General features: G+C 66.1%; 21 protein-coding genes and 3 tRNA genes. 15 read left to right on the plus strand and 9 right to left on the minus strand.

What is annotated here, in order from left to right:
* Positions 1-8: 8 nt before the first annotated feature.
* Positions 9-1,976, minus strand: coding sequence for a transketolase (gene tkt / locus HEQ22_RS08050; protein ID WP_432770662.1), 1,968 nt, complete (start codon positions 1,974-1,976; stop codon positions 9-11).
* Between the two features lie 155 nt (positions 1,977-2,131).
* On the opposite strand from tkt, the gene HEQ22_RS08055 reads away from it, so the two are divergent.
* The 4 genes from HEQ22_RS08055 to HEQ22_RS08070 all read left to right on the plus strand — a co-directional run bounded on the left by HEQ22_RS08055 (position 2,132) and on the right by HEQ22_RS08070 (position 3,815).
* Positions 2,132-2,338, plus strand: coding sequence for a hypothetical protein (locus HEQ22_RS08055; RefSeq protein ID WP_432770663.1), 207 nt, complete (start codon positions 2,132-2,134; stop codon positions 2,336-2,338).
* Positions 2,331-2,774 (plus strand): cell division protein ZapA, encoded by a 444-nt coding sequence (locus HEQ22_RS08060; RefSeq protein ID WP_432770664.1) that lies wholly within the window; start codon positions 2,331-2,333, stop codon positions 2,772-2,774. The genes HEQ22_RS08055 and HEQ22_RS08060 overlap by 8 nt, the downstream gene beginning before the upstream one ends.
* 220 nt (positions 2,775-2,994) lie before the next feature.
* Positions 2,995-3,588 carry a 5-formyltetrahydrofolate cyclo-ligase gene (locus tag HEQ22_RS08065; RefSeq protein ID WP_432770665.1) on the plus strand — a complete coding sequence of 198 codons (594 nt, stop codon included), beginning with the start codon at positions 2,995-2,997 and terminating at the stop codon, positions 3,586-3,588.
* Entirely contained in the window at positions 3,585-3,815 is a 231-nt protein-coding gene (locus HEQ22_RS08070) for a DUF2842 domain-containing protein (RefSeq protein ID WP_432770666.1), read from the plus strand. The genes HEQ22_RS08065 and HEQ22_RS08070 overlap by 4 nt, the downstream gene beginning before the upstream one ends.
* Positions 3,816-3,893: 78 nt before the next feature.
* On the opposite strand, the gene HEQ22_RS08075 is transcribed toward HEQ22_RS08070, so the two are convergent.
* Positions 3,894-3,970 (minus strand) — tRNA-Asp (locus tag HEQ22_RS08075).
* A gap of 43 nt (positions 3,971-4,013) precedes the next feature.
* The gene (locus HEQ22_RS08080; RefSeq protein ID WP_432770667.1) at positions 4,014-5,213 is read right to left on the minus strand and encodes an AI-2E family transporter; all 1,200 of its coding nucleotides are present in this window, start codon (positions 5,211-5,213) and stop codon (positions 4,014-4,016) included.
* Between the two features lie 196 nt (positions 5,214-5,409).
* Here HEQ22_RS08080 and HEQ22_RS08085 point away from each other — a divergent pair, with 196 nt between their 5' ends.
* The 4 genes from HEQ22_RS08085 to HEQ22_RS08100 all read left to right on the plus strand — a co-directional run bounded on the left by HEQ22_RS08085 (position 5,410) and on the right by HEQ22_RS08100 (position 13,189).
* A complete protein-coding gene (locus tag HEQ22_RS08085) occupies positions 5,410-6,414 on the plus strand; it encodes a hypothetical protein (protein WP_432770668.1) in 1,005 nt (334 codons plus the stop codon).
* 11 nt (positions 6,415-6,425) lie between these two features.
* A complete protein-coding gene (locus tag HEQ22_RS08090; RefSeq protein ID WP_432770669.1) occupies positions 6,426-6,890 on the plus strand; it encodes a hypothetical protein in 465 nt (154 codons plus the stop codon).
* Between the two features lie 72 nt (positions 6,891-6,962).
* A complete protein-coding gene (locus HEQ22_RS08095; protein WP_432770670.1) occupies positions 6,963-8,024 on the plus strand; it encodes a hypothetical protein in 1,062 nt (353 codons plus the stop codon).
* Between the two features lie 104 nt (positions 8,025-8,128).
* Entirely contained in the window at positions 8,129-13,189 is a 5,061-nt protein-coding gene (locus HEQ22_RS08100; protein ID WP_432770671.1) for a hypothetical protein, read from the plus strand.
* 108 nt (positions 13,190-13,297) lie between these two features.
* On the opposite strand, the gene HEQ22_RS08105 is transcribed toward HEQ22_RS08100, so the two are convergent.
* The 4 genes from HEQ22_RS08105 to thyA all read right to left on the minus strand — a co-directional run bounded on the left by HEQ22_RS08105 (position 13,298) and on the right by thyA (position 17,932).
* Positions 13,298-14,623, minus strand: a complete 1,326-nt coding sequence (locus HEQ22_RS08105) for a dihydrolipoamide acetyltransferase family protein (RefSeq protein ID WP_432770672.1) — start codon at positions 14,621-14,623, stop codon at positions 13,298-13,300.
* 4 nt (positions 14,624-14,627) lie between these two features.
* Positions 14,628-15,632 (minus strand): alpha-ketoacid dehydrogenase subunit beta, encoded by a 1,005-nt coding sequence (locus HEQ22_RS08110; RefSeq protein WP_432770840.1) that lies wholly within the window; start codon positions 15,630-15,632, stop codon positions 14,628-14,630.
* Positions 15,633-15,649: 17 nt separating this feature from the next.
* The gene (locus HEQ22_RS08115) at positions 15,650-16,945 is read right to left on the minus strand and encodes a thiamine pyrophosphate-dependent enzyme (RefSeq protein WP_432770673.1); all 1,296 of its coding nucleotides are present in this window, start codon (positions 16,943-16,945) and stop codon (positions 15,650-15,652) included.
* Positions 16,946-17,038: 93 nt separating this feature from the next.
* Complete coding sequence (gene thyA / locus HEQ22_RS08120; RefSeq protein WP_432770841.1) at positions 17,039-17,932, minus strand: thymidylate synthase; 894 nt, start codon at positions 17,930-17,932, stop codon at positions 17,039-17,041.
* A gap of 174 nt (positions 17,933-18,106) precedes the next feature.
* On the opposite strand from thyA, the gene HEQ22_RS08125 reads away from it, so the two are divergent.
* A complete protein-coding gene (locus HEQ22_RS08125; RefSeq protein WP_432770674.1) occupies positions 18,107-18,535 on the plus strand; it encodes a JAB domain-containing protein in 429 nt (142 codons plus the stop codon).
* 105 nt (positions 18,536-18,640) lie between these two features.
* Positions 18,641-18,717 (plus strand) — tRNA-Pro (locus HEQ22_RS08130).
* Positions 18,718-18,898: 181 nt separating this feature from the next.
* On the opposite strand, the gene HEQ22_RS08135 is transcribed toward HEQ22_RS08130, so the two are convergent.
* Positions 18,899-19,723: an N-formylglutamate amidohydrolase gene (locus tag HEQ22_RS08135; RefSeq protein ID WP_432770675.1), complete on the minus strand. Its 825-nt coding sequence runs from the start codon at positions 19,721-19,723 to the stop codon at positions 18,899-18,901.
* 190 nt (positions 19,724-19,913) lie between these two features.
* Between HEQ22_RS08135 and cpdR the strand changes: the two genes are divergently transcribed.
* On the plus strand, positions 19,914-20,291 hold the full coding sequence (cpdR, locus tag HEQ22_RS08140; protein ID WP_432770676.1) for a cell cycle two-component system response regulator CpdR: 378 nt from the start codon (positions 19,914-19,916) through the stop codon (positions 20,289-20,291).
* Between the two features lie 70 nt (positions 20,292-20,361).
* Positions 20,362-20,436: transfer RNA gene (locus HEQ22_RS08145), tRNA-Val, on the plus strand.
* A 201-nt stretch (positions 20,437-20,637) separates the two neighbouring features.
* Here the strand turns inward: HEQ22_RS08145 and HEQ22_RS08150 are convergent.
* Positions 20,638-21,435 (minus strand): SDR family oxidoreductase, encoded by a 798-nt coding sequence (locus tag HEQ22_RS08150; protein WP_432770677.1) that lies wholly within the window; start codon positions 21,433-21,435, stop codon positions 20,638-20,640.
* Between the two features lie 97 nt (positions 21,436-21,532).
* Between HEQ22_RS08150 and HEQ22_RS08155 the strand changes: the two genes are divergently transcribed.
* The 3 genes from HEQ22_RS08155 to HEQ22_RS08165 all read left to right on the plus strand — a co-directional run bounded on the left by HEQ22_RS08155 (position 21,533) and on the right by HEQ22_RS08165 (position 25,601).
* Complete coding sequence (locus tag HEQ22_RS08155; RefSeq protein WP_432770678.1) at positions 21,533-22,402, plus strand: alpha/beta fold hydrolase; 870 nt, start codon at positions 21,533-21,535, stop codon at positions 22,400-22,402.
* A 45-nt stretch (positions 22,403-22,447) separates the two neighbouring features.
* Positions 22,448-23,170, plus strand: coding sequence for an energy transducer TonB (locus HEQ22_RS08160; RefSeq protein WP_432770679.1), 723 nt, complete (start codon positions 22,448-22,450; stop codon positions 23,168-23,170).
* A gap of 190 nt (positions 23,171-23,360) precedes the next feature.
* On the plus strand, positions 23,361-25,601 hold the full coding sequence (locus HEQ22_RS08165) for a TonB-dependent receptor (RefSeq protein WP_432770842.1): 2,241 nt from the start codon (positions 23,361-23,363) through the stop codon (positions 25,599-25,601).
* Positions 25,602-25,673: the final 72 nt, after the last annotated feature.

Below are 25,673 nucleotides of genomic sequence, written 5' to 3' on the forward strand. Positions count from 1 at the left end.
GCCGGTCCTTAATTGCCGAGCTTCGCCAGAATCTGGGGGGTGATCGCGTCGACCGTCAGGCCGAAATGCTTGTACAGGTCGTCGATCGGGGCCGAGGCGCCAAAGCTGTCGATGCCGAAGCGCAGGCCGTCGCGGCCGGTGTAGCGTTCCCAGCCAAAGGTGGTGCCCGCCTCGATCGAGACGATCAGCGCATCGGTCGGCAGCATGTCGGCCTGATACGCCTGGGGCTGTTCGTCGAACAATTCGGTCGATACCATCGACACCACATCGGCTCCCTGGCCCGCGGCCTCCAGTTTGTCGGCGATATCGATCGCCAGCGACACTTCCGAACCGGTAGCAACCAGCACGACCTTGCGGGCGGCTGCCGCATCGCGCAGGCGATAACCGCCTTTCGCGCAAAGATTTTCCGTGACGTCATGACGCAGCGGCGGCAGGTTCTGGCGGGTCAGCGCCAGCAGCGACGGGCGGCTGTACTGCGTCAGCGCGAGCGCCCAGCATTCGGCAGTTTCGACCGCGTCGGCGGGGCGCATGACGAGCAGGTTCGGCATCGCGCGCAGCGATTGCAGATGCTCGATCGGCTGGTGCGTCGGGCCGTCCTCGCCCAGCCCGATGCTGTCGTGCGTCATCACATAGACAACGCGCTGCTGCTGCAAAGCCGACAGGCGGATCGCGGCGCGGCAATAATCGGCAAAAACCAGGAAGGTGCCGCCATAGGGGATCACCCCGCCGTGCAGCGCCATGCCGTTCATCGCCGCCGCCATCCCGAACTCGCGGATACCGTAATATATATAGCGGCCCGAATAGTTGTCCTTGGTCAACGGTTTGGTCGATGATGTTTTGGTGTTGTTCGAACCCGTCAAATCGGCGCTGCCGCCGACCAGCGCGGCAATATCGGCGGTGAGCGCGCCAAGCGTATTTTCCGAAGCCTTGCGCGTCGCGACCTTCGGCGGTTCGGCGACGAGGCCGTCAAGATAGGCCTTGAAAGCTTCGCCCGGAACGATTTTGCCGCTCAGGCGATCCTCGAATTCCGTTTTCTTGTCGCTATTTGAGAGGCGATCCTTCCACTCGGCATGAAGCGTCTTGCCCTTGTCGCCGAACGCCGCCCACGCCGACGCGATATCGGCGGGAATGACGAAAGGTTCGGCGGTCCAGCCGAGTTCGGTCCGCGCGGCGGCGATCTCGTCGGCTCCGAGCGGAGCACCGTGCGTTGCCGAGGTGCCCTGCTTGTTCGGCGCGCCGAACCCGATGATCGTCCGGCACGCGATCAGCGACGGGCGCGGATCGGCGAGCGCGGCGTCGAGCGCGCGGCGAATATCGGCGGGGTCGTGGCCGTCGCAGCTTTCGACGTGCCAGCCCGTCGCGGCATAGCGCGCCGCGATATCCTCGCTCGTCGACAGGTCGGTCGACCCGTCAATCGTGATCTTGTTGTCATCCCACAGCACGGTCAACCGGCCAAGCTGCAAATGTCCAGCTAAACCAATGGCTTCGTGGTTGATCCCTTCCATCAGGCACCCATCGCCGGCAACGACATATGCGCGATGATCGACAAGTTCGTCGCCATAGATCGCATTCAGATGCCGCTCGGCAATCGCCATCCCGACCGCCGTCGCCAGCCCCTGCCCCAGCGGCCCCGTCGTCGTCTCGACACCCTCGAGCTCGAAATTCTCCGGATGCCCCGCACACGGACTGCTGAGCTGGCGGAAATTGCGGATGTCCTCGATCGTCGGCCGCCCATAGCCCGCAAGGTGCAGCGTCGCATAAGCGAGCATCGATCCATGGCCTGCCGACAGGACGAACCGGTCGCGATCGGCCCATTTCGGATCGGTCGGATCGAACTTCAGATAATCGGCGTACAGCACGGTTGCGACGTCGGCCATGCCCATCGGCATCCCCGGATGACCGCTGTTCGCGGCCTGTACGGCGTCCATCGCAAGCGCGCGGATGGCGTTGGCGAGCTGGCGTTCGGGCAGTGTCATGAGTCCCCCGGAAAAGGATGTGAGATGACGGGATTCGGTGGGGACAGCCCTTTGCGGTGCCGGGGCCGCGAGTCAACCGCCCGCGGCACAAATTCAACCGATTTCGGCGATGACAGGCGATTGCCCCCCTTCCCCGGCAATGCTACCGCTGGGTCATGGAACTCGACCTCGACGAATCCAGCCTGGCCATCGGCCGTATCGAACGGGCGCTGAGCCGGATCGAAAAATCGCTGGCCGACCGCGCCGTGCGCCCGGCGCCTGCCGCCACCGCACCCGCCGCCGACCAGTCGGCGCTGAAAGCCGAGGTCGCGGCGGTAATCGGCGAACTCGATCGCCTGATCGCGGAGGCCGACCGTGGCTGATGTCAAACTCACCATCGCCGCGCGCATTTATGACGTCCATTGCGCCGACGGACAGGAAGAACAGCTGCACCAGCTTGCCGCACTCGTCGATGAAAAAGCGCGCGGCATCCAGGGCGGGACGGAGGTTCGCCAGCTGCTGTTCGCGGCGCTGATGCTCGCCGACGAGGCTCAGGAGGCCAGGGGAACGGTCGAAAAGACCGAACCGCAGTCCGATTCGCTGCGCGCCGCGGTGGCGCTCGCCGAAAGCCGCGAGGCGGAGGCACGCGACGAGCTGCGCGCCGCGGTGCTGCGCGAACAGGCGGCGCTCAAACAACTCGAAGCGGCGCGCGAAACCGTGTCATCCGCCGCGCCAACCCGCCCCCCCCACGATCGGGCGCTGCTCCAGATCGCCGACCGCATCGAGGCGCTGGCGGCGAAAGTCGAGCAAATCCCTTGAGGCGCGGCGCCGCGCACCCTACATAGGGGGCGGCGGGTACTGCCCGGCACGAGCTTTTGCGAAAATCCCTGAGGCGATACATCATCCTAGGGAGCTGTCCCTGCCCGGACCCTGGTCCGACGCACATGGTTCCCACCTGACGTTACTGGCGTCAGAGGATCTTCCAGCAAACGACCTCGGCGGGCCCGCCAACCACCCCGGAAAGAGCCAGAAGAGGGCGATGACCGACTTGTCCGCCGAACTGGTCCAGCAAAAGCAGGCGTTGCGCGACCGCTTGCGCTTTCGCCGCCGTCATTTTGCGGCCAATCTCGACGGTATGGCCCGCCTCGCCGCGTTCCGCGTGCTCCCCGCCCCACTCGCCGAGCTTGCCGCATCGATGGCTACCGTCGGCGGCTATGCCGCGGCGGGTGATGAGCCAGACGTCTTGCCGATGCTCGCGCTGGCCGTGGATGCCAGCGCGCTCGCGCTTCCCCATCATGCCGGCCGCGTCGATCGCATGGACTTTCGCCGCTGGCAGCCGGGCGACGCGCTCGTCACCGGCCCGTGGGCAACGCCGCAGCCATCCGACGACGCTTCGCCCATGAACCCCGCCCTGATCTTCTGCCCCCTCCTCGGCTTCGACCGCACCGGCGGCCGCCTTGGTCAAGGCGGCGGCCATTTCGACCGCTATTTCGCGCTGCATCCCGACGCGTTGCGGATCGGGGTCGGCTGGTCGGTGCAGGAAATCGACGCCGTGCCGGCCGAAGCGACCGACATCGCGCTCGACGCGGTGCTGACCGAACAAGAATTTATCCTGTGTGGAGACCGCCTGTGAGCGCCGATCCGGCCAATCAACCGCCGAGCTGGCGCAAGCCCGCCGGCATGTTCCTCATCCTGCTGCTGATCGGGGTGTGGACCGCCATTGTCGTCAGCCTGTCGCCGTGGATCGGGACCTGGCCGGTGCTGGTGCAGGCGGTCTTTTATCTCGTCGCCGGGGTGATCTGGATCATGCCGCTCAAGCCGCTGCTGCGCTGGATGGAATTGGGGACCTGGCGCCGCTGAAGAGCGGCGTCAGGTCCCCAATTTCCGGTATCACTGGTCCCAAGACGCGGTGGCCATTCCGTCCGAAAATGGAAGGAATGGCGCGAGTGACGGGGCTCGAACCCGCGACCTCCGGCGTGACAGGCCGGCACTCTAACCAACTGAGCTACACCCGCGTGTGCTTGGGAGCAGCGCCAATATTGCGCCCGCCCCTGCCTGTCAACCGTCGCTGTCCTCGTGCGCACGATTTAATCGATCGCGCATCTCGTCGGTGGTGGTCAGCGTGCCGCGTTCGAACAGGAAACCGGCCAGATCGGGGGTGCCGGTCGATTGCAGGACGGTCTGCAGGATCAGCAGCAGCGGCACCGCCAGCAGCGCGCCGGGGGTTCCCCACACCCATCCCCAAAAGCTCAGCGACACCAGGATCAGCAAGGGATTGATCGTCAGCCGGCGCCCCAGCACCAGCGGCGTGATCAGATTCGCCTCGACCAGATGCACCCCGGTAAAGATTAGCGCGGGAAGCAGCGCCAGCCCGACCGCGTCGAAGGTCATCAGCCCGCCCAGCCCCAGCAGCACAGCAGCGACGATCGGCCCCAGATACGGCACGAAATTGCAGATGCTGACGATCCCGCCCCACATGAAAGGCGACGGCATGCCGAGTGCCCAGAGCAACAAGCCCACGACCAGCCCGAGGACGGCGTTGATCATCGTGATCGTCGCCAGATAGTCGGCGGTCGCATCGACGACATTCTGGATCACCCGCGCGGTCTGCATCGCGCCGTCGAAGCTGCCGCGCCGCCGGATCGTCCCCTTGCGCAGCCGCGTCCAGCCGGCGAGGAAGAAGAAAATCACCAGAACCGCGAAGAACAGCTGGATCGCCGCGGTCGGCGCCGCCGAGATGAAATAGTCGACAACCGAAGTCGGCGCCGTGTCCGCGACCGCCTGCGCCGTCGCCTCGGTCCCGCTCGCCACCGACATCAAAGTGCGATCGACGAATTTTTGCAGCGTCGAATAAAAATCGATCAGCGGCGCCAGATTGCTCTGGATGCGCGGGATCGATTCGGGAAGCCGCGCGAACCAGCCGGTTGCGGGCACGACGATGATCGCCAGCGCCGCGTTGATCAGCATCAGAAAGCCGGTCAGCGACAGAAAGGACGCAAGCCCCGACGGCACGCCGCGCCGCTCGAGCCATTCGAGCAGCGGTACCAGCGCGATCGCGATGACAATCGCCGCGGTCAGCGGCAAAAAGAACTCCGCCCCCGCCTGCAAGGCGAACGGCAGCCCCAGGCAAAAACTGGCGCCGAGAATCAGCGCCAGCGCCGCGAGCAACCGGTCGCGGCGAAAATCGTCGATCTCGATCTGGCGCAGGGGATTGGCACGTGGCGGCCGTGCGCCCTTGTTTCCCCCGTCTTCGGCCACGCTCGGTCACTCCTGTATCTATCGGCTCGTCTTACGCGAGCTTATGGCCGCGCGCCAGACGCCTTGCCGAGCGTCGCCGCCGTGCATCCTTTGTCCCCAATTGGATCAGAAGCGCAAATCCTACCGCCGATTTAACCAGAAATTACCCTTTTTCCGCCATTGACGGCTCCGGACCAGCCAATTTGGAGTCAATATCATGATGAATGCGCCTGTGGGGGGCGCGCGGCATCAGCTTCGTAATCCCTCTATTTCGACCTTTGCCCTGATCGCCGCGCTCGCCTTGTCGATGCCCGCGCATGCCGCCGGCACCCGCGCCGGTTCGACGATCAGCAACACCGCGAGCGCCAGCTTCGACAATGGCGCCGGCACGCAGACCATCGATTCGAACCAGGTCGATCTGCTTGTCGATGAATTGCTCGACGTCACGGTCGATTCGAACGATCCCGCCGATGTTGCGACGACCCCCGGCGCGACGAACCAGTTGCTGACCTTCTCGGTCACCAACAACGGCAATGGCGAAGAAGCGTTCGCGCTCAGCACGATTGCCAATGGCGGCGGCGACAATTTCGACCCGGTCGTCACCCAAATCTATCTCGACAACGGCGACGGCGTTTTCGACGCCGGCACCGACACGCTATACACCGCGGGCGCCAACGACCCCGTGCTCGATCCCGACGACAGCATCACCATCTTCGTGATCGCGACGACGCCCGGAACAGTCGCCGACGGCGATCGCGGCATCGTCAGCCTGGTTGCGGCGGCGGCGACCGGCACCGGCGCGCCGGGCACCAGCTTTGCGGGCGCGGGCGAAGGCGGCGGCGATGCCGTTGTCGGCGCCACCGGCGGCGACGGCCAGGACAACGGCGCCTTCGCCGTCGCGGCCGCGACCGTCTCGCTCGTCAAATCGGCGGTGATACTCGATCCGTTCGGGGGCACCGAACCCGTTCCCGGCGCGACGATCACCTATACGATCACCGCCACGGTCGCGGGCAGCGGCTCGCTGAACGGCCTGACCGTCACCGACAATATTCCGGCCGATACCAGCTATGTCGCGGGTTCGATCACGCTGGGCGGCAGCACGCTGTCCGACGCGGTCGACGGCGACGCCGGCAATTACGACGGCACCCGCATCGCGGTGGCGCTCGGCACCGTCGCGGGCGGCCAAACCCGCACCGTCACCTTCCAGACCATGATCGACTGATGGAGATAGTCATGCGTTTCGCCCTTGCCCTGATGCTTGCCGCGGTCCTGCCGGGCCAAGCGATCGCCGCCAACCAGGTCGCGCTCGACAACAGCGTGTTCGTCGAACGCGTCCAGACCGACGCCGCCGGCAAGCAACGCATCCTGCTCGAAGAACCGAAGGTCGTCGTTCCCGGCGACCGGCTGGTCTTCGTGCTGAACTATCGCAACGCCGGGGCGCAGGCGGCCGACAAGTTCGTCATCACCAATCCGCTGCCGGCGGCGGTGCGGTTCGCCGACGCCGGCGACACCCGGCCCTTCGTTTCGGTCGATGGCGGCAAGCAGTGGGGACTGCTCGCCGACCTGACCGTGGCGATGGCCGACGGCACGCGCCGCGCGGCGCAGCCGGCCGACGTCACGCACATCCGCTGGGCCTTTCAAAAGCCCATTCCAGCGGGCGCAACGGGCAAGCTCATGTTTCGGGGAGTCGTCAAATAGCGACCTGAATAAAACCGCTTAACGGCTGTCAGCGGTGGGGAAAGGCAGCCAATCAAGCCTAGGAGCTCAGCTATGACCAGCAAGCTGACTTATGTGGGCACCATCGGTCTGGCGGCGCTTGCAAGCGTCGCTGCCACCCCGGCGTTTGCCGCCGGGACGACCGCGGGTACCTCGATCACCAATACCGCCACCGTCGATTATCAGGTCGGGGGCGTCAACCAGGGCCAGCAAAGCGCATCGAACAGCTTTACGGTCGACCGCAAGATCAACCTGCTCGTCGAGGAAGTGGGCAACGTCACGACCGAAGTCGTGCCGGGCCAGACCAATGCGGTCACGACCTTCCAGCTGACGAACACGTCGAACGAAGTGCTCGATTTCCTGCTCGCGGCGTCGCAGATCACCACCGGCGCCGCGGCGCATGGCGGCACCGATACGTTCAACGCGACGAACGTGCGCATCTATCGCGACAACGCCGTCACCGGCACCGTCGGCAGCTATGACGTCGGCGACGCGCTCGTCACCTATATCGACGAACTCGCCACCGACACCGCCATCCGGCTGTTCGTCGTTGCCGACATTCCCGCCGGCCTCGCCACCGGCGCGGTCGCGGGCGTCCAGCTGCGCGCTACCGCGCTCGAGGGCGGGACTGCTGCGACACAAGGCGGCGCCGTCACCCAGACCGCCGGCGCCAACACCGCGGGCAAGGACACCGTCTTTGCCGACGGCATCGGCGTCAACGACGGCAATCGCGATGCGTCGCACAGCGACGACGACGATTATACGATCCGCACCGCGACGCTGACCGTTACCAAGAGCAGCCGCGTCGTTTCGGATCCGTTCAACGGCACCACCAACCCGAAAATGATTCCGGGTGCGACGGTCGAATATTGCATCGCGATCGCCAATGCTGCCGGCGGTGCCGATGCGACCGGCGTGGCGATCAACGACAGCGTGCCGGGTCAGCTGACCTATATCACCAGCTCGATCCTGCTGAACGGGACCGTGACCGGCTCCACCTGCAACGCCGACGGCGCCGCGGGCGGCAGCTATGCGGCGCCGGTCGTGTCGGGCACGATCGCGACGGTCGCGGCGGGCGCCACCCGCACGCTCGTCTTCCGCGCCACGGTCAACTGACCGGCGACTGATAGGGACGGCGGACGCCGGCGCACGCGCCGGTTCCGCCGTCCCCGTCGGGCTCTGCGATGCTGCGCACCGGAAAATATACGGGATTTGTGGCCATGCTGGCCGCAGCCGCCGCAGCGCTGTCTGCGGCGCCGGCGGCGCACGCGCAGGTCATTACCAATACCGCGTCGGCGCATTGGAGCGACGGCGCGCAATCGGGCCAGGCGCTTTCGAACCGCGTCGACCTGACCGTCCGCCCGCGCCCGCCCGAAACGCCGACGATCGCTACCTACCGCCTGCTGAAGGAAGGTGGTGACCGCGCCGTTCCGCTAGCGCCCACGCTGTGTATCCGCGAAACCGCGCGCAGCGTGACCTCCACGATCCCGCTGGGCGGCGTTTACCAAGGCATTTCGACCACCCCCGCCGCGCTGCAGGGCAGCAGCCGTTTTCGCGCCGGCGAAGTCGTCGTCATCGGCGTCACGCTCGCGTCGGCCAACGTCGATCGCCAGCAGCGCGACACGCTGCGCGTCGAACTCGCGCTCGAAAACGGCGACCGCGAGGCGATCACGCTCACCGAAACCGCCGCCGACAGCGGCGAATTCGTCGGCATCATCAACACCATCGGCGTGCCACCCGCCATCGTCGCGGGCGACTGCCGCCTGTCGGTCAATCCCGGCGCATCGATCGGGCTGACGATCACCGATCAGGCCGACGCCAGCCTCGTCGCGCTCGCCACCCTAGATTTCCTCGTCGATCCGTTCGGGATCGTCTTCGACAGCGGCGACGGCGCCCCTGTCGCGGGCAGCCGGGTGACCATCGTCGATGCGACGACCGGCGCGCCGGTGCCGGTGTTCGGCGATGACGGCGTGTCGGCCTATCCCTCCAGCGTGGTCACCGGGCAGAGCGTCACCGATTCGGGCGGCACGAGCTATGATTTCCCGCCGGGCGACTATCGCTTTCCATTCGTCGCGCCGGGCACCTATCGGCTCGTGGTCGAGCCGCCGAATCCTTACACCGCCCCGTCCCAATCGGCGCCCGCCGACCTTGCGGCGCTGCGCCGGCCCGACGACGGCCTGCTCTTCCTGATCACCGGCGCCAGCTATGGCCAGCCGTTCATCCTCGACAGCCCTGCACCGGTGCGGATCGACATCCCCGTCGACCAGCCCGGCCTGCCGCTGATCCTGCGCAAGTCGACCTCGACGCAGGTCGCGGTGCCCGGCGACGTGGTCCAGTATCGCGTCGAAGTAACCAACCGCGACGCGCGGCGATCGACCGGTGTAGTCACCGTGCGCGACGTCCTGCCGGCGGGAATGCGCCTACGCGCCGACACGGTGCGCGCCGACGGGGTGCGCATCGACGCCGATGTCGCCGCCAATGGCCGCGAATTTTCCGTCACCCTGCCCGGCATCGCCCCCGCGCGCTCGGTGCTGCTCAGCTATCTTGCCGAAGTGGTCGTGTCGGCGCGGCCAGGCAACGCGCTCAATCGCGCCACCGCGACCGACAACCGCGGTACCCAGAGCAATGTCGCCGAGGCGACGATCGCGATCAAACGCGACCAGCTTGGCGACCGGATGACGATCATCGGCCGCATCACCGACGGGGGCTGTGCGGTCGATCCGGGCAAGGCCGACGGCATCGGCGGGGTGCGCGTGATGCTCCAGGACGGCAGCTACACCGTCACCGACGAGGATGGCCGCTATCACTTCGAAGGCGTCCGCCCCGGCCTCCACGTCGTCCAGATCGACCCGTCGACGCTGCCGCTCGATCGCGCCGCGATCGACTGCGCGCGCTCGACGCAGAGCGCCGGCAGCGCGATCTCGCGCTTTGTCGAGGGCCGCGGCGGCGCGCTGAAACGTGCCGATTTCCGCGCCCGCGCCGTTGCCCCGCGCGCTGCGCCGACGATGCCAGCGGTCGAGCAGCCGACGCTCCTCACCGACCCCGAAGCGGCGGGCGCCGGGCGCGACTGGCTGGCCGGACAGACCCCGGGCATCGCGTGGATATTCCCCGCGACCGACCATAATCCGCGCGCCAAGTCGGTGCGCGCCGCGATCAAGCATCTGCCCGGCCAAACCGTCGCGCTGACGATCAACGGCAAACCCGTCGATGCGCTGACCTTCGAAGGCGCGCGGAAGTCCGCAGACGGCAGCATGGCAGTCAGCGTCTGGCGCGGCATCGAAATCCGCGAGGGTGAAAACCGCCTCGCCGCCGAGGTGCATGACGCCAATGGCGCGGTCGTCGAACGGCTGGTTCGCAGCGTCCATTATTCGATCACCCCGATGCGCGCGACGCTGATCCGCGAAAAATCGGTGCTGGTCGCCGACGGCGTCACCCGCCCGGTCATCGCGGTGCGCCTGACCGACCGAGACGGCAAACCGGTGCGCAACGGCTTGACCGGTGACTTCAGCGTGCCCGCACCCTATTATCCCGCGGTCGAAGCCGATGCGCAGCAGGCGCGCCAGCTGTCGGGTCTCGAACGCGCCCGCCCGATCTGGAAGATCGAGGGCGACGACGGCATGGCGTATATCGAGCTCGAGCCGACGACCGCGTCGGGCACGCTGACCATGGATTTCGCCTTTCGCGACGAACGGGTCGAACGCCAGCAGACGATCGAAACCTGGCTCGACCCCGGCAACCGCCCGTGGACCGTGGTCGGCTTTGCCGCCGGGACGCTGGGTTACAACACTCTCGACGACCGGATGGAGCCGGTCGCCGACACGCTGGACAGTCTTAACACCGACGCGCGCCTCGCCCTCTACGCCAAGGGAAGAGTGCGCGGCAAGTGGCTGATGACGCTGTCCTATGACAGCGACAAAGACGCGGACGACGCCCGCTTCGGCGGCGTGATCGATCCGCGCGCCTATTACACGATCTACGCCGACCGCAATGAGACGCGCTACGATGCCGCGTCGGTGCGCAAACTCTATCTTCGCCTAGAACGCCCGCAATTCTATGCGATGTTCGGCGATATCGAGACCGGGATTTCGGAGCCGCAGCTTGCGCGCTATCAGCGCGCGCTCAATGGCGGCAAGGCGGAATATCGCGGCCGCAACCTCGCCGCAACTGCCTTCGCCGCCGACACCCCCTATCGCTTCCGTCGCGACGAGATCCAAGGCAATGGCCTGACCGGCCCCTACCAGCTTGGCGCGCGCGACATCCTGCCGAACAGCGAACGGATTGTCATCGAAACGCGCGACCGGCTGCACAGCGAACGCATCGTCGAAACGCTCAGCCTGACCCGCCATGTCGATTACGATATCGACTATCTCGCTGGCACGCTCCGCTTCCGCAGCCCGGTGCTCAGCCGCTCGTCGGGTCTCGATTCGCAGTTCATCGTCGCCGAATATGAAGTCGATGGCGTTGGCCAGCGCGTCCTCAACGCCGGCGGCCGCGTCAGCTACCAGTCGACCGACGAGAAACTGCGCGTCGGCGCGACCCTGATCCACGACGAGGATGGCAATGCCAAGACCAACCTTGGCGGCGTCGACGCGCGCTATCGCCCCGATATCGACACTGAAATGCGCGCCGAACTCGCGGTCAGCGATGCCAAGGCGCAGGACGGCCGCCCGGTCGCAACCGCTGGCACCGCCAAGGCGTGGCTGATCGAGGCCGAGCACCACAGCAGCACGATGGACGTCCTGGCCTATGTCCGCGAGCGCGAGGCGGGATTCGGCGCCGGCCAGCTCAATCGCGGCGAGGACGGGACGCGCAAGTTCGGCTTCGACGCCCGCCTGCGCGCTACGCGCACGCTGTCGCTAACCGGCAGCGCGTGGCAGGAGGAGTATCTCGACACCGGCGCCCGCCGCCGCGCCGCGCGGATGCTGGCCGAATATGACAATGGCACCACCGTCGCACGCGCCGGCCTGACTCATGCCGACGACCGGCTCAGCGACGGAACGACCAACCGTTCGAACCTGGTCCAGTTCGGCGCGACGAAGCGCTTGTTCGAAAAGCGCCTCGAACTCGACGCGCAGACCGAATTCGCGCTGGGCGGCAAGGATGCCAGCGTCGATTTCCCGACCCGCCACCGCCTTGGCGCGCGCTTTGCGATCACCCGCGACGTGAATCTTGTCGGCAGCTATGAAATCGCCGACGGCGATACGATCAAGGCGCGCACCGCGCGGCTCGGCTTCGATCTCGCACCCTGGGCGGGCGCGCGGCTGCTTGCGACCGCCAACCAGCAGGACATCGGCGAATATGGCCCGCGCAGCTTCGCCGCCTATGGGCTGTCGCAATCGCTGCGGCTCGGCAAGCGCTGGTCGGTCGATCTGTCTGTCGATGGCAACCGCACCCTCGGCGGGGTTCGCGCCGGCGATGTCCTCAACCCTGACCAGCCGGTCGCGACGGGCGGCTTCCTCGGTCAGAACGGCACGCTGACCGAGGATTTCCTCGCCGTCAGCACCGGCGCCACCTATCGCGCCGAACGCTGGACGCTGACCGGCCGCGCCGAATATCGCGACGGTGAACTCGCCAACCGTTACGGACTGACGCTCGGCGGCCTCCGCCAGCTGGGCGAAGGCCGCGCGCTGGGCGCACTCGTAACTTACGCCAAGGCGAGCGGCAGCGGTACCACGCCCACGACCGAAGTGATCAACTTCGAGATGAGCTGGGCGCACCGCCCCGCCGATTCGCGCGTGTCATGGCTCAACAAGAGCGAATTCCGTTCCGACAAGCTGCGCGGCGCGATCGCCGGCCAGCCCGGCCCGGTCGGCGGCGCCGCGCTGACGATCGACGGCGACGCAACGAGCCGCCGCATGCTCAACAGTCTCTCGCTAAACTGGACCCCGCTCGGCAGCCGCGGCGAAGGCGGCCAGTGGTTCGAACGCGGCGAGGTCGGTTTTTTCTGGGGCACGCGCTACAATTTCGACAAATTCGGGGCCGACGATGTGAAGGGCTGGTCGAACCTGATCGGTGCCGACTTCCGCTTCAATCTGGGCGAACATGTCGATGTCGGCGCATCGGGCACCGTGCGCGTCGGCACCGACGCCGATACGGTCAGCTGGGCGGGCGGTCCGACGGTGACGCTGGCACCGATGAAGAATGCCAACATCACCTTCGGCTATAATTTCGCGGGCTTCCACGACCGCGATTTCGAAGACGCGCGCTATTCGCGGTCGGGCGCCTATGTCACCTTCAAGCTGAAATTCGACCAGACGAGTTTTCAGGGGCTGGGGCTATAAACCCCGCTTGAATCCCGTTTGTGTCGAGCGAAGTCGAGACACGCCGCGTTCGCGCGTGCCTTCATGTGTCTCGACTTCGCTCGACACAAACGGGTTGTTGGGTCGGCTTTAGTCCGCGAACAGCAAAACCGGCGTCTCGACCAGCTTCTTGAGCGCCTGGACATAGCTCGCCGCGTCCCAGCCATCGACGACGCGATGGTCACAGCTGATCGACAGGTTCATCAGCTTGGCACGGCGGATATCATCGCCGTCAAAAACCGGCCGCTCGACGATCTTGTTCGGACCGATGATCGCGACTTCGGGCCGGTTGATCACCGGCGTCGTCGCAATGCCGCCGAGCGGGCCGAGCGAGGTGATCGTCAGCGTGCCGCCGGTCAGTTCCTCGACCTTCGCCTTGCCGGTGCGCGCGGCTTCCGCAAGGCGCGTGATCTCGCTCGCGAGCTGCCAGACGTTCATGTCCTGCGCGTCGCGGATCACCGGCACCATCAGTCCCGCGTCGGTCTGCGTCGCCATGCCCAGATGCACCGAACCGTGGCGCGTGACGACGCCACCTTCGTCATCGTAGCGCGCGTTGATCATCGGAAACTGCGGGATCGTCCGGCAAATCGCAACGATCAGGAAGGGCAACATCGTCAGCTTCGGGCGGCCGCCGCGATTGGCGTTGAGGTCGGCGCGCATTTCCTCGAGCGCGGTGACGTCCATTTCCTCGACATAGGTGAAATGCGGGATCGCGCGCTTCGCCGCCGCCATATTCTCGGCGATCTTGCGGCGCATGCCGATGACCTTGATCGGCTCGTCGGCGCGCGCCCGGCTCGCGCCGGGCGCACGATAGCCCTGCCCGCCGCTGTAGCGCAGGAAAGCATCGAGGTCGGCGTGGCGGACGCGGTCGCCGTCGGCATGGACCTGGCCGAGATCGACACCAAGATCGCGCGCACGGGCGCGCACCGCCGGGGAAGCCAAAACCTTGTCCCTCTGCTCCGTTTGTCCTGAGCTTGTCGAAGGACCGTCCTTCTTTTCAGGCGTTGAAGACAAGGACGGCCCTTCGACAGGGTCAGGGCGAACGGATTGAGGGGGAGGAGCGACCGCCTCAACGACCGAAACCTCTTCCGCTCCCGGCGTTTCGGCCTCGATCTGCTGCTCGACCGGCGTATCGGCGGGCGGCGCCTCGACGTCGCCCCCATTGTCTTCGGCGCTATCGGTTTCGATCACCGCCAGCGTCGAACCGATCGGGATCAGGTCGCCGACCTCGCCCGCCAGCTCGACGACAACCCCCGAAACCGGCGATTCCATCTCGACCGTCGCCTTGTCGGTCATCATGTCGGCGAGCTGCGCGTCTTCCTCGACGCGCTCGCCGATCTTGACATGCCAGGCGACGATTTCGGCCTCGGCGATGCCTTCGCCGATGTCGGGCAGGCGGAATGAATAGCGGGCCATGGCGTCAGTCCTTCAGGATTTTCGTGAGCGCGGTCGCGATGCGCACCGGGCCGGGGAAATATGCCCATTCGAGGCTATGCGGATAGGGCGTGTCGAAGCCGGTTACGCGCTCGACCGGCGCTTCGAGGTGATAGAAACAGCGTTCCTGCACCAGCGCCGCGAGTTCGGCGCCAAAGCCCGAGGTGCGCGTCGCTTCGTGGACGATCAGGCAGCGCCCGGTCTTCTGGACCGACGCCTCGATCGCTCCGATGTCGAGCGGCAGCAGCGTGCGGAGATCGATGATCTCCGCGTCGATGCCCATTTCCTCGACGATCGTCTTGGTCACATGGACCATCGTGCCATAGACGAGGATGGTCAGCGCCTCGCCTTCGCGCACCGTCGCCGCCTTGCCGAGCTCGATGCGGTAATAATCCTCGGGCACCGCGCTCGCGGCATGTTTCGACCAGGGCTCGACCGGGCGATCATAATAGCCGCTGAACGGCCCGTTGTAGATCCGCTTGGGTTCGAGGAACACAACCGGGTCGTTGTCCTCGATCGCCGCGATCAGCAGCCCCTTGGCGTCATAGGGATTCGACGGGATCACCGTCTTCACGCCGCAAATATGCGTCATGATGCTTTCGGGCGACTGGCTGTGCGTCTGGCCGCCGAAAATACCGCCGCCGAACGGCGTGCGCACCGTCATCGGGCAGATGAAATCGGCCGCTGAGCGATAGCGCAGCCGCGCCGCCTCGCTGACCAGCTGGTCGAGCCCGGGATAGATGTAATCGGCGAACTGGATTTCGGGAACCGGGCGCAGTCCGTAAGCGCCCATGCCGACCGCGACCCCGATAATCCCGCATTCGTTGATCGGCGTGTCGAAGACGCGCGTCTTGCCATGCTTTTTCTGCAGGCCCGCGGTGGCGCGAAACACGCCGCCGAAAAAGCCGACGTCCTCGCCCATCACCACGACATTGCTGTCGCGCGCGAGCATCACGTCCATGGCGCTGTTGATCGCCTCGATCATGTTCATGGTCTTGGTATCGGCCATTATTCGGGCTTCCAATCGGGGCCGAACTTGGCCTCCTGCTCGGCGAGCATCTGGGTACATTGCTCTTTCAGGTGCCAAGGCATGACTTCGAACACATCCTCGAACATCGTTTCGAACGGCTGGTGCATCCCGTGACCCAATATGCCGAGCTTTTCAGACTGCTTCTGCGTCGTCTTGACGAGCTCGTCGAGCTCTTTGGCCTGCGCATCGTGACGGTCGGCATCCCATTCGCCGAGCGTTTCGAGATGCTGCTTGAGCCGCGCGATCGGGTCGCCGAACGGCCACGCGGTCGCCTCGTCGGCGGGGCGGTATGCGCTCGGGTCGTCCGACGTGCTATGCCCTTCGCTGCGATAGGTGAAATGTTCGATCAGCGTCGGGCCATTGTTCGTCCGCGCCCGGTCTGCCGCCCATTGCGTCGCGGCATACACCGCCAGCGGATCGTTGCCGTCGATGCGCAGTCCGGCGATGCCATAACCCACCGCGCGCGCCGCGAAGGTCGTGCGCTCGCCGCCGGCAAAGCCCGAAAAGCTCGAAATCGCCCACTGGTTGTTGACGACGTTGAAGATCACCGGCGCGTTGTACACGGTCGCAAAGGTCAGCGCCGAGTGGAAGTCGCCCTCGGCCGACGACCCTTCGCCGCACCAGACGGTTGCGATGCGGGTGTCGCCTTTCGACGCCGACGCCATGGCCCAGCCCACCGCTTGCGGATATTGCGTCGCGAGGTTGCCCGACACGCTGAAAAAGCCATGTTCGGGCGCCGAATACATGATCGGCAGCTGGCGGCCCATCAGATGATCGCCGCGATTCGAATAGATCTGGTTCATCATCTGGATCAGCGGATAGTCGCGCGCGATCAGGATGCCCTGCTGGCGATAGCTGGGGAAACACATGTCGCCGCGATCGAGCGCCATCGTCGAGGCGACCGACGTCGCCTCCTCGCCGGTGCATTTCATGTAAAAGCTGGTCTTGCCCTGCCGCTGGGCGCGGAACATCCGGTCGTCGAACGCGCGCACCAGCATCATGTAGCGCAGCATCGTGCGCAGACGGTCGGGGGTGAGCTTGGGATCCCACTGCCCCTTCGCCTGCCCGTCGAAATCGAGCACGCGGACAAGGCCGTAACACAGCTCGCGCATCGCATCGGGCTTGGTCGCCTCACCGGGACGCGGGGTCGCATCGACGGCGGGAACGTCGATATCGCCGAAGTCGGGCGTGTCGCCGGGCCGGTAGCGCGGTTCGGGGATATGAAGCGCCAGCGGCGGCAGATTGCTCGCCGGCTTCCGATCCGTTTCGGGCATATCGTCTTCCCATTGCGGCGCGAATCAGCGCCTAGTTATATTTCAGCGTGGCGACATATTATTTCGGTCGCCATATGATTGCAACGCCAGCGATCAGACCGCCACCGGCGCCGAGATATGCGCTTGCGGCGCGTAAGCCTCGACCGCGAAATCGTCGAACCGATAGTCGAAAATACTGTCCGGCCGCCGCAGGATGCGCAGCCTGGGCGCGCCGTCCGGAACCCGGCGCATCTGCTGTTCGACCAGTTCCGCGTGGTTGAGGTAGAGATGGACGTCGCCGCCGGTCCACACCAGTTCATGTGCATGAAGTCCGCACTGATCGGCGACCATCCGCGTCAGCAGCGCCGCCTCGAACACATTGAACGCAAAACCGAGCCCGAGGTCGCACGACCGCTGGAACAACAGGCACGACAGTCCGCCGTCGCTGCGGACGTGGAACTGATAGGTCATGTGGCACGGCGGCAACGCCATGCGGTCGAGATCGGCGACATTCCAGCCGGTGAAGATATGCCGCCGCGATCCGGGATTGCTGCGTAGCCCCTCGATCAGCGCCGCAATCTGGTTGTGTCCGGTCGCCGCGCGCCGGAAAAGCCCCTCGCCCGCCGGTTCGTAGCGCGGCCAATTGACCCATTGATGGCCATAGACCGGTCCCAGGTCGCCCCATCGCGCCGCAAAATCGTCGTCGGCGATGATCCGCGCCTCGAAATCTTCGGCGCCGATATCTTTGCCGGTCGCCTTGCGATATTTGTCGAGCGGCCAGTCGGTCCAGATTTTCACCCCCTGAGCGACCAGCGGCCGGATGTTGGTGTCGCCGGTCAGGAACCACAGCAGTTCGCGCAGCGCCGTCTTCCAATAGACACGCTTCGTCGTCAGCAGCGGGATCGCATCGTCCTGTAGCGAGAATCGCATCGTTTCGCCGAACAGCGACCGGGTGCCGACCCCGGTGCGGTCGATGCGCTCGTCGCCTTCGACCCAGATGCGGCGCATCAGGTCGAGATATTGCAGTTCATAATGGACGGAATCAGGCAAGACTCGCTCCCGGACAATGGCCCTGCTTTGCTAGGCGTCGCCGCGCCGGGCGACAAGGGTGCAGCCGACAAGCCTCCGTTCCGGGCCAGTCGGACGTTGGGTCTGGTCGCGGCCCGGCGCATGATCGCCGCAATGTCTCTGCTCGAGCCCATCGCCGCGCCGCCCGATCCCGCGGCCCGCGCCGGATTTGTCGCGTGCAAGTCCGAAGACGATATTGCGCGCCTGCTGCTGCGGCCGCATTTTCCGCCCGATCGCGAAATCCTGCTGCTCGCCGGCTTCGACGCTTATGCGCGCCTCGTTCGCATGGAACGCGCCGAAGGCGACGCCAGCGGCCGCTGCGTCATCCCGCCCGGCTGCTGGATCCGCCTGCTCGGCCGCGGCATCGCGCGGGTGGTGATGGCGCACAACCATCCGTCGGGGGCGCCGTGGCCCAGCGACGCCGACCGCCGCTGCACAGAGGAGGCGACGCTGTTCCTGCGCACGCTGGGCATCGAACTGGCCGACCATCTGATTTTCGTCGAACGCGGCCATTTCAGCTTTCGCACCGCCGGATGGATATAGGTGCGGCAAACGTCGCCCCGGTGCCGATTGGCGCTTGAAGTTCCCAAATTGCGCGTCTAGAGGACCGCCCTGCCTTCGCGCCGGTCCGCCGGCGCAAAGATCGGTCGGGGAGTAGCTCAGCCTGGTAGAGCACTGTCTTCGGGAGGCAGGGGCCGGAGGTTCGAATCCTCTCTCCCCGACCAGTTTCTTTTGCCTGTTGCAGAATTTGCGCCGCTTCTTCTTGTAACGCGGCGCCCAACCTCCTAAATCAGTCCTACGCCGCCATGGTTTCCCCCTTTCCATCGCGGCGAGCGTCCCGTCTTCGACGCGGGCGCGTCCTCCCTGGACCCTGGCCACCTCGTGCCCCGTGCACGAGGTGGTTTTTTATTCGGCAGCGAGCGGCGGTGCTTGACCAGTGGGCAACGCCTGCGCGGCAGTAGCCACCAGCGACGCAAACCAGCGCACCAGAGGCGCCAATCGCGCCGGGTCCGGCGATCGATCGGGGGTCAGATACAGGCTGCGATCGATCTCGATCTGCACCGCGTGCACCCCGCGGTCGGGCTGCCCGTGGGTGCGCACGATATGCCCGCCCGCATAGGGCTGGTTTCGCGACACCGGCACGCCCAGTTCCGCCGTGCTATCGACCACCAGATCGACCAGCCATCCTTCCGCGGTCGCGCCGAACCGGTCGCCAACGACGATCGCGGCGCCGTGCCCCGGCTGCCCGACAGGTATCGGCGGCATGCTATGGAGATCGATCAATATCGCATGCCCGCACCGCGCCCGCGCCGCCGCGAGTTCGGCGGCGAGCGCGTCGTGATAGGGACGGTGAAAATGCTCGAGCCGCCAGTCGAGCGCCGCCCGGTCGATCGGCCGCGTCCACAGCGGTCCGCAATCGGCAAGCCGGGTCGGCACCACCCCCAGCCCCGCGCGTTCCTTGCGACCCGGCGCCGAAAACCGGCCGCGCAGCGCCGGCGCGACCTCGCCGGGCGCCATCTGCCCCTCGCCGCGATTACAGTCGGCCACCGCGCGCGCCCACAGCGCCTGCAGCACCGTCGCCCCGGCCGCGCACGCCTCGGCGGCGATCATATCGCACCAGCTGTCCTCGAGCCTTTCGAGCTGCGCGCGCGATACGCGCGCGGCATCGAGGATCTCGGGCGGATAGAGGCGGCCGGCATGGGGGACCGACACGACCACTGGCCCTTTCATCGCGGGCCGGTTGACAGCGATGGCGGCGGACGGGATGGTGCGTGGCGGCATACGCCATGGGGTGGCAAAAAATGCGCTACGAATCCAGCGGCTGCGTCAATTTGTTAAATCTCTGCCGCTATGAGCGGCGGGCAACAGGATGCGTTCTCCGGCAAGGTGGGACGCCGAGGACCGGGGACAGATTTTTCACATGATTCGCATTTTGCTGGCCGAAGACGACGATGTGATGCGCGAATATCTCGCGCGGGCGCTGACCGGCGCCGGTTATCACGTCACCGCGGTCGATCGCGGGACCGAGGCCGTTCCCTATATCGATTCGGGCACCTTCGACCTTCTGCTCTCCGACATCGTGATGCCCGAGATGGACGGCATCGAACTCGCCCAGCACACCGCAAAGGTCGCGCCGCAGACGCAGGTGATGTTCATCACCGGTTTTGCCGCGGTGTCGCTGCGCGCCGAGGAAAATGTGCCGCAGGCCAAACTGCTTTCGAAGCCGTTTCACCTGAAGGATCTGGTGCGCGAGGTCGACAATCTGTTCGGCGGCGCCAACCGGTCCAGCCAACAATAAACAGGGCGCCCGGCGCGAAGGGCTTGCCAAGCGGCGCCGGGGATATTAGGGGGCCGTCACCCCAAGGGATGGGCGTGTAGCTCAGTGGTAGAGCACTGTGTTGACATCGCAGGGGTCGCAAGTTCAATCCTTGCCACGCCCACCATTAAAAACGCCGCCACCCAGCCGGGTTGGCGGCGTTTTTGCGTTTGCGGCCGGCAATGCTTTCACTTCGTATCTGAGCCCCTGCGAAGGCAGGGGCCCATCACCCATGCTGTCCTGCTACACGCGGCACGCGGGATTTCGCAACGGCCGGAGATGGGCCCCTGCCTTCGCAGGGGTACAGGTCAGTTGCCGCGAGTAACGCCTACGCCATGCCCTTGGCCAGATCGCCACGCGACGCGTCGCCGATCTGGCTGCCGCCGTCGCAATCGAGGATCGTGCCGGTGATATAGCCCGCCGCGGGGCTGCACAGGAACACCGCCGATTCGGCCACCTCCTCGACCTCGCCCCAGCGCTTCATCGCGATGCGGTCGAAATGCGACTGGCGCGTCGCGGCGTCGGGCGCGAGGCGCGCCATGCCCTCGGTCCCCGCGATCGGTCCCGGTGAAATGCCGTTCACCCGCACCTCGGGGCCCCATTCGAGCGCCAGCACGCGAATCAGCTGGTTGATCCCCGCCTTCGCGGCACAGGCATGCGCCTGCAGCGCCGAGGCGTTGACCGCCTGCCCCGCGGTGATCGCGATCAGCGAGGCGCCGGGACGATTGAGCAGGTCGTGACAACCGCGAAACACGTTGAAGGTGCCGTTGAGGTCGATATCGACAACGGTGCGAAAGGCATTCGCCGACATGCCGAGCGCGGGGGCGAGGAAATTGCCCGCGGCGCCCGAGACGACGATGTCCATCGGCCCCAACTTACCCGCGACCTCCTCCATCACGCCGCGGATCGCGGCATAGTCGCGCACGTCGCCCGACAGCCCGATCGCATCATGGCCGATCTCGGCGGCGGCGCGCGCTGCCTTGTCGGGGTCGCGACCGGCCACCGCCACCTTCGCGCCGAGTTCGGCAAAGCGCTTCGCAATGCCCAGGTTGATGCCGCTGGTGCCGCCGGCGACGAACGCCGTCTTGCCGGCCAGCAGATTGTCGCGAAATGCACTCGTCATCATCGTCTCCCGTTTCGGCTTTCTTCGCCTCCGTCGCCGCATGGGGTTGACGGAATGGAATCGGTCGCCTTTTGAAACCCGACAAGACAGCAAGGACTTTATGATGGCAAGCGGCCCCACCTCGAACAGCTTCATCTCGCAGCGGTTGAAGCTCCACTATGTCGATTGGGGCAATCGCGGCGCGCCGCCGCTGCTGCTCGTCCATGGTGGCCGCGACCATTGCCGCAACTGGGACTGGGTCGCCGAAAAGCTGTGCGACCGTTACCATATCATCGCCCCCGACCTGCGCGGCCACGGCGACAGCGCCTGGTCGCCCGACGGCAATTACGCCATCGACGGGTTCGTCTACGATCTTGCGCAGCTGATCCACCAACTCGATCTCGGGCCGATGTCGATCGTCGCGCATTCGATGGGCGGCAATATCGCGCTCCGATACACGGGCCTCTATCCCGGCAATGTGCGCAAGCTCGTGGCGATCGAGGGGCTGGGCCCGTCGCCGAAGGTGATCGCCGAACGCGCCCGGAAACCTTATGCCGAACGCTTCCGGCAATGGATTGACGACAAACGCCAGGCCGCAGGACGCACCCCGCGCCGCTATGCCACGCTCGACGATGCCCTCGCGCGGATGATGGGCGAGAACAGCTATCTGACCGAGCCGCAGGCGCGCCACCTGACGGTCCACGGCATCAGCCGCAACGAGGACGGCACCTGGAGCTGGAAGTTCGACAATTACCTCAACGTCTGGCCCGCGTTCGACATGCAGCAAGACGAGATCGCGGCGCTATGGGGCGCGATCACCTGCCCCACCCTGCTGCTCTATGGCGCCAACAGCTGGGCATCGAACCCCGAAAGCGACGGGCGCCTCGCGCATTTCAACACCGCCAAGGTGATCGAGTTCGAAAATGCCGGGCACTGGCTGCACCACGACCAGTTCGACCGGTTCATGTCCACGCTAGACGAATTCCTGTAAAACAGCCGCCGATGGCGCACGGCGGTGCGCGTAAAAAGGCGCGCAATGGGCTATACGGGGCAGATTTCCAGGCGGCAGCGGATCGCATCGGGCGGCGCGACCGCCGTCGCGGTGATGGCGATCGGCGCCGGGCTGGCCAGCGGGCCCGACCTGGGCGTGGTGCGCAAGGTTGGCGAGGCGATTTCGGCGATCGCGATCCCCGCGCCCCCGCCGCCTGCGCCGGTCGTCGCGCAGACCCTCCCGAGCAACAAGACAAGCGGCCGCGCCTCGGCAGCGAACCGTCACGCTGAAGCGACGGCGGTGGTCACCCCGCCACCGAAACTGCCGCCTGTCGTACCGCCGATCGCCACGGCGCCGGTTTCAGGCATCGGCAACGACCGCACCGCTGGCGCCACCCCGACGCCCGGGCCGGGCTCGGGCGCCGGCGGGCGCGGCGACGGCACCGGGGCGGGAGGCACGGGCCGCGGCACCGGCAGCGGAACGCGCCCCGTGTGGCATAGCGGCCGGATCGAGGATCGCGACTATCCGAGGGCCGCGCGCCGGGCCCGAACCGGCGGCGACGTCGAGGTGCGCTTCACGATCGAGCCGACCGGGCGCGTGACCGGGTGCCGCGTGTCGCGCTCCAGCGGCGACGCGTCGCTCGATGACGAAACCTGCCGGTTGATCGAGGCGCGATTCCGCTTTCGCCCGGCGACCGACGGCAGCGGACGCGCGATCGCCAGTTCCTATGGTTGGCGCCAGGCATGGTGGCTCGAGCGACGTGACTAAGTCGATACTCGGTTCGGCGGCGACAAATTGCGACATTATCGCGAACGATTCTCAATTTCATTGACTCTGCAATCGATTCGCAATAGCGGCCTGCCCACCACATCCAAGGGGGTATCCAGCCGTGAAACATTCGACGTCCGCCACTTTCCTCGCGCTCTCCTGCGTTGGCAGCCTGACCGCGGCGCCCGCCATGGCCGCCGAGCTTGCGGCCGAAGCGGCGTCCGACCAGCAGCAGACCGAACGCGAACGCCGCGAGGAGCGCGAACAGATCGTCGTCACCGGCCAGCATTATCAGACCCAGCAGGAATCGCCGAAATCGACGCGCTCGGTCCGCGACACGCCGCAGACGGTGACGGTGATCACCGGCGAGACGATCGAGCAGCAGAACCTCCTCACCCTGCGCGACATGCTCTCGACCGTCCCCGGCATCACCTTCGGCGCTGCGGAAGGCGGCTCGCCCCCCGCCGACTCGATCAACCTGCGCGGCTATTCGGCGGGCAGCGACATCACCCAGGACGGGGTGCGCGACAGCGGCGCCTACAACCGCTCGGACTCGTTCAACCTCGAACAGCTCGAGGTCGTGAACGGCGCCAACTCGGTCTATGGCGGCTCGGGTTCGGTCGGCGGCACGATCAACCTCGTCACCAAACGCCCGCTCGCCGACACGCGCGTCGTCGTCAGCGGCGGCATCGGCACCGACAATTATTATCGCGGCACCGTCGACGCCAACCTCCGCGCCAGCGACCTGATCGCCTTCCGCCTGAACGCGATGGCGCACCGGAACGACATCCCCGGCCGCGACGTCGAGGATTACAAGCGCTGGGGCGTCGCCCCGTCGGTGACGATCGGCATCGACGGCCCGACCCGTCTCACGGTGCAATATCTGCACCAGGAGGACGACAATATCCCGCAATATGGCGTGCCCTATTATGCGATCGCCGGCGGCATCCTGCCCGGCGTCGATCGCAGCGACTATTTCGGCTATCGCAACGTCGATACCCAGGAGATCACCGTCGATCAGGCGACCGCGATCTTCGAAACCGACGTCAGCGACGCCGTTTCGCTGCGCAACCTGTCGCGCTGGCAGCAGGTCACCCAGCTGACGATCGTCGGCCCGCCGCAGGGCACCTATTGCCTCGCGAACAACCTGCTGCCGACCGGCGCAGCGTGTCCGGGCACCGTTCCGGCGGGCTATTTTCTGATCGGCGGACCGCGCGGCAACACGCGCGATTCGAAGAATGAAGTCATGTACAACCAGCTCGACCTGCGCGCGGTGTTCAACACTGGCGCGATCGAGCACACGCTGGTCGCGGGCGCCTCGGCAAGCTGGGAGAAATATTCGCTGTCGTCCGGCAATGTGTTCCGCAATCCCGACGGCACGCTGGCTTTCTCGCCCTATCCGCTGATCAACATCGCCAACCCGAATGAGGTCGTTCAGGGTCCGCCGGGCTTCGTTTACGGCAGCAATGTCTACACCGGCCCGATCAATTACATCGAAACCGCGCGCCAGCGCGGCGAGGTCGACAATTATGCGGTCTATCTTTTCGACGCGATGAAGATCGGGAAGTTCGAAATCAACGGCGGCGTTCGCTGGGAAAGCAACAGCGCCAACCGGCGCGCCGATACGGTGGCGGTGGGAGGCGTGGTGACCCCCGGCACGATCTTCCGCAACGACGCCGACCTCCTCTCCTATCGCATCGGGCTGGTTTACAAGCCGGTCGAGGCGGTGACGCTCTACGCCGCCTATGGCAATTCGAAGACGCCATCGATCGGCGCCGTCAATGGCGCGTGCGCGGTGGACACCTGCAACGTCGATCCCGAAAGCGCGCGCAACTACGAAATCGGCGCCAAGGCCGAGGTCGCGGGCGGCAAGCTGCTGCTCGCCGGCTCGCTGTTCCGCAACGAGCGCAACCAATACAAGGTGCCGTCGGGCGATCCGACCCTCCCCGACCAGGTGCTCGACGGCCGCTCGCGGGTCGACGGCGTCGCGCTCAGCGTGATCGGCAAGATCACCCCGGCATGGTCGGTCACCGCCAACTACACCTATCTCGATGCCGAACTGCTCCAGTCGGTCGCCGACGGCCTCCCCGACCCCGCCGCGGGCGCGCAGCTTCAGAACACTCCGAAACATTCGGGCAGCCTGTTCACCACCTATGAACTGCCCTTCGGCCTGACGCTCGGTTACAGCCTGACCTATCAGGGCAGCTTCGCCTTCAACCTGCCGACCGCGACCGCGACGACGATCTTCCGCTCGAAGGACTATCTCGTCCACAGCGCCTATGTCGGTTATGCGGTCACCGAGCAGTTGAAGGCGCAGCTCAACGTCAAGAATATCGGCGACCATCTGTACTTCACGCGCATCCGCAACAACGGCTGGGCGACCCCCGGCGACGGCCGCGCCGCTGTCTTCTCGCTTACCTACACCTATTGATCGGGCGCGGGAGCGGGCTGCCCGCCCGCTCCCGCCATTGATTACCCCGCGAACCTATGGCAGCGCGACGCG

The organism is Sphingopyxis sp. (assembly GCF_050916055.1).
Taxonomy (GTDB): Bacteria; Pseudomonadota; Alphaproteobacteria; order Sphingomonadales; family Sphingomonadaceae; genus Sphingopyxis.

Bases quoted from the DNA above. Each gene is read 5' to 3' on its own strand.
- HEQ22_RS08110 (WP_432770840.1), bottom strand. From the start codon at position 15,632: ATGAACATGATCGAGGCGATCAACAGCGCCATGGACGTGATGCTCGCG.
- cpdR (WP_432770676.1), top strand. From the start codon at position 19,914: ATGATTCGCATTTTGCTGGCCGAAGACGACGATGTGATGCGCGAATAT.
- HEQ22_RS08160 (WP_432770679.1), top strand. From the start codon at position 22,448: ATGGGCTATACGGGGCAGATTTCCAGGCGGCAGCGGATCGCATCGGGC.
- HEQ22_RS08125 (WP_432770674.1), top strand. From the start codon at position 18,107: ATGTCTCTGCTCGAGCCCATCGCCGCGCCGCCCGATCCCGCGGCCCGC.
- HEQ22_RS08090 (WP_432770669.1), top strand. From the start codon at position 6,426: ATGCGTTTCGCCCTTGCCCTGATGCTTGCCGCGGTCCTGCCGGGCCAA.
- HEQ22_RS08150 (WP_432770677.1), bottom strand. From the start codon at position 21,435: ATGATGACGAGTGCATTTCGCGACAATCTGCTGGCCGGCAAGACGGCG.
- HEQ22_RS08065 (WP_432770665.1), top strand. From the start codon at position 2,995: ATGACCGACTTGTCCGCCGAACTGGTCCAGCAAAAGCAGGCGTTGCGC.
- HEQ22_RS08100 (WP_432770671.1), top strand. From the start codon at position 8,129: ATGCTGGCCGCAGCCGCCGCAGCGCTGTCTGCGGCGCCGGCGGCGCAC.
- HEQ22_RS08105 (WP_432770672.1), bottom strand. From the start codon at position 14,623: ATGGCCCGCTATTCATTCCGCCTGCCCGACATCGGCGAAGGCATCGCC.
- HEQ22_RS08095 (WP_432770670.1), top strand. From the start codon at position 6,963: ATGACCAGCAAGCTGACTTATGTGGGCACCATCGGTCTGGCGGCGCTT.
- HEQ22_RS08085 (WP_432770668.1), top strand. From the start codon at position 5,410: ATGATGAATGCGCCTGTGGGGGGCGCGCGGCATCAGCTTCGTAATCCC.
- tkt (WP_432770662.1), bottom strand. From the start codon at position 1,976: ATGACACTGCCCGAACGCCAGCTCGCCAACGCCATCCGCGCGCTTGCG.
- HEQ22_RS08155 (WP_432770678.1), top strand. From the start codon at position 21,533: ATGATGGCAAGCGGCCCCACCTCGAACAGCTTCATCTCGCAGCGGTTG.
- thyA (WP_432770841.1), bottom strand. From the start codon at position 17,932: ATGCGCCGCATCTGGGTCGAAGGCGACGAGCGCATCGACCGCACCGGG.
- HEQ22_RS08135 (WP_432770675.1), bottom strand. From the start codon at position 19,723: ATGAAAGGGCCAGTGGTCGTGTCGGTCCCCCATGCCGGCCGCCTCTAT.
- HEQ22_RS08165 (WP_432770842.1), top strand. From the start codon at position 23,361: ATGGCCGCCGAGCTTGCGGCCGAAGCGGCGTCCGACCAGCAGCAGACC.
- HEQ22_RS08115 (WP_432770673.1), bottom strand. From the start codon at position 16,945: ATGCCCGAAACGGATCGGAAGCCGGCGAGCAATCTGCCGCCGCTGGCG.
- HEQ22_RS08055 (WP_432770663.1), top strand. From the start codon at position 2,132: ATGGAACTCGACCTCGACGAATCCAGCCTGGCCATCGGCCGTATCGAA.